We start from the raw sequence: 5,183 nt of genomic DNA, 5'->3' as shown, positions 1-5,183 counted from the left end.
CCGGCCCGGGGGGCGCCCCCCCACGGGGCCCGCGCCCGTTCGAGTGGGAAAACGCCCAGCCGGTCCGGAAGCGGGCACCGGGTTGGTGCGGCCCGCGGGGGGCCAGGCACACTGGACCACCATGTCCCCGTTCACGCCCATGCTGCGACTGCACGACCGGTACGTTCTGCGCGAGCGCATCGGGCTCGGCGGGATGTCCGAGGTGTGGCGCGCCGACGACGAGGTGCTGCACCGCCCGGTGGCGGTCAAGGCCCTCGCGACCCAGCTCGCCGCCGACCCGCAGCTACGCGCCACCATCCAGCGCGAGGCCCGCGCCGCCGCGCGGCTCACCCACCCACACGTGACCCAGGTGTACGACTACGGTGAGGCCACCCTGCCCGACGGCTCGGTGGTGCCGTACCTGGTCATGGAGCTGGTCGAAGGGCACACCCTGGCCGACCGGCTGGCCGGCGGTCCGCTGGCCTGGCCCGAGGCGGTCCGGCTGGCCGGGCAGGTCGCCGCCGCGCTGGCCGCCGCGCACAAGATCGGCGTGGTCCACCGCGACATCAAGCCCGGCAACGTGATGCTCACCGAGACCGGCGCCAAGGTGCTCGACTTCGGCATCGCCACCCTCGCCGGGCCGCGCCACCCGCTGGCCGGCCAGACCGGCGAGCTGCTGATGGGTACGCCGGCCTACTTCGCCCCGGAGCGGATGACGCCCGGCCCGGCCAACCCCGCCAGCGACGTGTACGCCCTCGGCGCCCTGCTCTACCGCACCCTCACCGGCCGGGCTCCGCTGCCCGTGCAGACCTGGGACGACGTGCTCGACGTGCAGGCCCGCCGGCCCGCGGTGCCGCCGCTGCGCATCCCCGGGCTGCCCGCCGACCTCGCCGAGCTCACCCTGGCCTGCCTGGCCGTCGACCCGGCCCGCCGGCCCACCGCCGCGCAGCTCGCCGCCCGGTTCGGCGCCGGCCAGCCGGCCGACCCGCCGACCGCCATCCTGCCCACCCTCGCCCGGCCCGAGCACTCGCCGACGCTGATCGACCGGGCCGCCGCGCCGGTGCGCCCCGCCCCGCCCGCCCCGCCCCGGCCGCCGGCCCGGTCGAACCGGCTCATCGGGGTGCTGGTCGCGGCCGGACTCGTACTGCTGCTCGGCCTGGTCGGCACGCTGCTGCTCGACGGCAACTCCGACGCCCCGACGGGCGCCGGACCGGTCAGCTCCGCACCGACCGGGGAGCCCGCTCCCGAGTCGTCCACCGCCCCCGAGCCGGCCACCACCGAACCCACCACCACCGCGCCGGCGCCGGTCACCCTGCGCGAACTCGCCGCCCAGTTCGCCGCCGTGCTCGACCAGGCCGTCGCCGATGGCCAGGTCGACCGGAAGACCGCCAACGACCTGCGGGGGAAGGCAGCCGAGCTGAACCGCGGCAAGCCCAAGGACCGGGCCAAGCGGCTCGACGACCTGCGCGAGAAGATCGACGAGGCCGCCGACGACGGCAAGCTCGACCAGGGCACGGCCAGCGCGCTCCAGCAACTGCTCGACGCGTACGGGCAACTGCGCGAGCGCAACCAGGGCTGAGCCCGGCTGCTCCGACGCGCCCAACGGGCGGGAAAGCAGCTCCGCCGGTGAGAGGGCGTTCCTAGCATGGGAGCGTGTCCATCATTGAGGCTCATGGCCTGACGAAGGTGTTCCGGCGGCCGGTCAAGCGGGAGGGCCTCGGCGGTTCCGTGGCGCACCTGTTCACCCAACGCTTCTCCGACCACGTTGCCGTCGACGGCATCGACCTCACCGTCGAGGAGGGTGAGGCCGTCGCGTACGTCGGGCCCAACGGCGCCGGCAAGTCCACGACCATCAAGCTGCTCACCGGCATCCTCGTACCGACCGCCGGCGAGGTGCACGTCGGGGGCGTCGTGCCGCACCGCGAACGCAACGCCAACGCCCGGCAGATCGGGGTCCTCTTCGGACAGCGCACCCAGCTGTGGTGGGACCTGCCGGTCCGCGACTCGCTGGGCCTGCTGCGCGACCTGTACGACATGAGCGACGCCGACTACCGGGCGCGTCTCGCGCGCTTCGACGACATCCTCGAACTGGGCGAGCTGATGCCGATCGTGGCCCGCAAGCTCTCCCTCGGCCAGCGCATGCGCGCCGACCTGGCGGCCGCGCTGCTGCACCGCCCGCGCGTGGTCTACCTGGACGAGCCGACCATCGGCCTGGACATCTCGGTCAAGGACCGGGTCCGGGCGTTCCTGCGCGAGCTGTGCGCCGACGGCACCACGCTCATGCTCACCACCCACGACCTCGGCGACATCGAGGACGTCTGCCGACGCATCGTCATCATCGACCAGGGTCGGAAGATCTTCGACGGTACGATCGCCGCGGTCAAGGACGGCTTCGCCCGCCAACGGCAGCTGCACGTCGACTTCACCGCGCCGGTCGACCCGGCCCGCGTCGCGGTGCTACTGCCCGAGGCCGAGATCGAGGCCGGGGCCGACGCGCCGCGCCGGGACTTCACGCTCCGCTTCGACCGGTTCCGGCTCACGGCCGGCGAGGTGATGACCGCGCTGCTGTCGGTCGGCGAGGTGGCCGACTTCCGGCTCGACGAGCCGGCCATCGAGGACGTCGTGCGCCGCGTCTACGCCGGCGACCTGCGCCTGGTCGCGGAGACATCGTCGTGAGGAAGTACGCCTCGCTGGCCCGGATGCAGGCCCGCAGCGTCCTGGCGTACCGGCTGAACTTCGTCCTGAGCCTCTTCGCGCTCATGTTCCAGATGTTCGCGATGCTGGCGATCTGGGGTGTGATGCTGGGCGCCGGACGCAGCCTGGGCGGCTTCGACTGGGGGCACATGAAGGCGTACCTGCTGGTGGGGTTCGTCTGCGGCGCCCTGGTGTCGCAGAGCGCCGACTTCCGGATGGCCGGGCGGATCCAGGACGGCATGGTGGCCGTGGACCTGACCAAGCCGGTGGACTACCAGCGGGCCCGGTTCGCCGAGGCGGTCGGCGGGGCCTGGACCGAGATCGCCATGGCGCTGCTCGTCTGCGCGGGTGTGCTGCTGGTCAGCGGGCCGGTGCCGTGGCCGGGTGGGTCCGGCCTGGCCCTGTTCGCGCTCAGCCTCGTCGCCGTCCTGCCGCTGAAGTTCCTCGTGGTCTACATGTCGGGGCTGGTCTGCTTCTACACGCAGAACTACCTCGGGGTGCACTGGGCGCGGCTGGTCATCGTGAGCCTGTTCGCCGGCGCGCTGGTGCCGCTGTCGTTCTTCCCGCACTGGCTGCAGCAGCTCGCCGCGGTGCTGCCGTTCGCCAGCATGTCCGCCACCCCGGCGCTGATCTTCATCGGTCAGCTGCGCGGCGGCGAGGCGCTCGCGATGATCGCCGTGCAGTTCGTCTGGGTGGTGGCGCTGTGGCTGCTGGCCCGGCTCATCTGGCGCCACGCCATCAGGCGCGTCACGATCCACGGAGGCTGACCGTGCGCCGTATCGTCCGGCTCTACCGCCGCCAGCTCGGCGCCCACCTGCGCGCCGCCCTCCAGTACGAGGCCGACTTCTGGATCCTCATCGGGGCGGCTGCGCTCATGCAGGTGGTCGGCGTGGTGTTCCTCGGTGCCATCTTCGCGAAGATCCCCCAGCTCAACGGTTGGACGTTCTGGGAGGTCGTCGTCGTGTACGCGATGGTGAGCATCGCCGAGGGCGTGGGATCGCTGTTCTTCGAGGGCACCTGGCGACTCGCCATGAAGATCAACAAGGGGGAGTTGGACTACCTGCTGGTCCGGCCGTACCCGGTGACGTTGCAGGTGATGAGCAGCGACGCGGGCCTCAACGGGATCGGCAACATCCTGGTGGGCTCGATCCTGCTCGCGCTCGGCGTGGCGCACACCACCATCGACTGGTCGCCCGGCAAGGTGCTGCTCGGCATCGTCCTGCTGATCAGCGCGGTGATCGTCAAGGTCGCGATCTCGCTGGCCACCAACGCGGGCTCGTTCTGGATCACCGCGCCGTACAGCGTCGTCGGCTACGCCATCCACCAGGTGGGCGAACTGGCGCGTTACCCGATCACCATCTACGGCGTCGGCGTACGGCTGGCCATCGGCCTGGTGGTGCCGTTCGCGTTCGTCAGCTTCTTCCCGGTCGCGGTGCTCCTCGACCGGGGTGGTGCGGCCAAGCTCGGGCTGCTCACGCCGGTCGTGGCGGTCTACTGTGTGCTCGCGGCCCGCTGGGCGTTCCACCGGGGACTGCGCCGGTATGAGGGCGCCGGCAACTGACACCTCGTCCTCGACCTGGCCCCGCTGTGACGCGGCGGCGGTGGCGGCCGTCTTGTCGCGGCTGCCGCCGTATCAGGCCGGCTCCGCCGAGTCGCCCACCCGGACCCGGCCCGGCCGCACCACCTGCGCGTACGCGCCGACGCACGGCTGGGCGGACAGGCCGGGCAGGGGCACCACCCGGTTCAGCCGCGCGGGGACGCGCAACGCGTCCGGGTCGCGGGGAAGGGGCCCGTGCGCCAGGGTCGGCACCGCGCAGCGGGGCGTGGGCGCGACCACCCGGAGCACCAGCTCGTCGCCGATCCGCAGCTCCCGGCCGACCCAGTCGTTCTCCTCGAACCCGTCGCCGACGGTGTCGAGCAGCAGGTTCGGCCGGTAGCGGGCCGGATCGACCACGCCCGCGGCGGTGGCCGCGCCGACCCGGCGCAGGGTCGCGGTGGTCACCAGGTGCACCGGGGCGAAGTCGACGAAGCTGCCCGGCGGTGCGGCGGCGCCGAGCCGCCCCTCGTCCACGGTCACCGGCACCCTCACGCCCGCCGCGAGCACCTCCTCCGGCCGGGACCGCTCCAGCACGGCCTCGGCCGGCGGGGTGCCGGTGAGCGTCACCGCCTCGCCGAGCAGGTCGGAGAGGATCCCGTCGATCCGGTCGTCGTCGGCCGCGACGGCGCGGCCGTCCGGCAGCGTCACGGTGACCGGACCGGCACCGGCCGCCCGCAAGGTGAGCAGGGCCCGCCACCGGTACGGGTTCTTCGCGCTGGCCACCCGGCCGGTCGCGCCGTGCAGCAGCGCCAACCGCCGATCGCCGAGCAACCCGCCGCTGCCCACGTCGACCGCGTCCAACTCCTCGCCGAGCAGGGACTTCACCGGATAGCGCCGGATCCCGGCGAGCCGGCCGATCACTCCGGGACCCCCTGCGGCCGGCCCGCCGCCAGCGATCGGACCAGGGCGGCCG

Annotated in this window: 5 protein-coding genes; 4 read left to right on the top strand and 1 reads right to left on the bottom strand. The window is 73.3% G+C overall.

Going from position 1 to position 5,183, the window contains the following annotated elements; all coding sequences use genetic code 11:
• The first annotated feature begins 121 nt into the window (after positions 1-121).
• The 4 genes from ACWEVO_RS29450 (at position 122) to ACWEVO_RS29435 (ending at position 4,234) form a co-directional block, all read left to right on the top strand.
• Positions 122-1,558: a serine/threonine-protein kinase gene (locus tag ACWEVO_RS29450; protein WP_452310738.1), complete on the top strand. Its 1,437-nt coding sequence runs from the start codon at positions 122-124 to the stop codon at positions 1,556-1,558.
• A 74-nt stretch (positions 1,559-1,632) separates the two neighbouring features.
• Complete coding sequence (locus ACWEVO_RS29445) at positions 1,633-2,655, top strand: ABC transporter ATP-binding protein (RefSeq protein ID WP_452310737.1); 1,023 nt, start codon at positions 1,633-1,635, stop codon at positions 2,653-2,655.
• Complete coding sequence (locus ACWEVO_RS29440; RefSeq protein WP_452310736.1) at positions 2,652-3,440, top strand: ABC transporter permease; 789 nt, start codon at positions 2,652-2,654, stop codon at positions 3,438-3,440. The genes ACWEVO_RS29445 and ACWEVO_RS29440 overlap by 4 nt, the downstream gene beginning before the upstream one ends.
• Before the next feature lie 2 nt (positions 3,441-3,442).
• Positions 3,443-4,234 (top strand): ABC transporter permease, encoded by a 792-nt coding sequence (locus ACWEVO_RS29435; RefSeq protein ID WP_452310735.1) that lies wholly within the window; start codon positions 3,443-3,445, stop codon positions 4,232-4,234.
• A gap of 72 nt (positions 4,235-4,306) precedes the next feature.
• On the opposite strand, the gene ACWEVO_RS29430 is transcribed toward ACWEVO_RS29435, so the two are convergent.
• On the bottom strand, positions 4,307-5,183 hold an 877-nt coding region (locus ACWEVO_RS29430), incomplete at its 5' end, for an MOSC domain-containing protein (protein ID WP_452310734.1).

The organism is Micromonospora sp. NPDC003776, from assembly GCF_053605645.1.
The sequence above is the reverse complement of the archived record's forward strand: the minus strand, read 5'-3'. Positions and strand labels throughout refer to the sequence as shown.

Coding starts and splice junctions, on each gene's coding strand:
- ACWEVO_RS29450 (WP_452310738.1), top strand. CDS start 122: ATGTCCCCGTTCACGCCCATGCTGCGACTGCACGACCGGTACGTTCTG.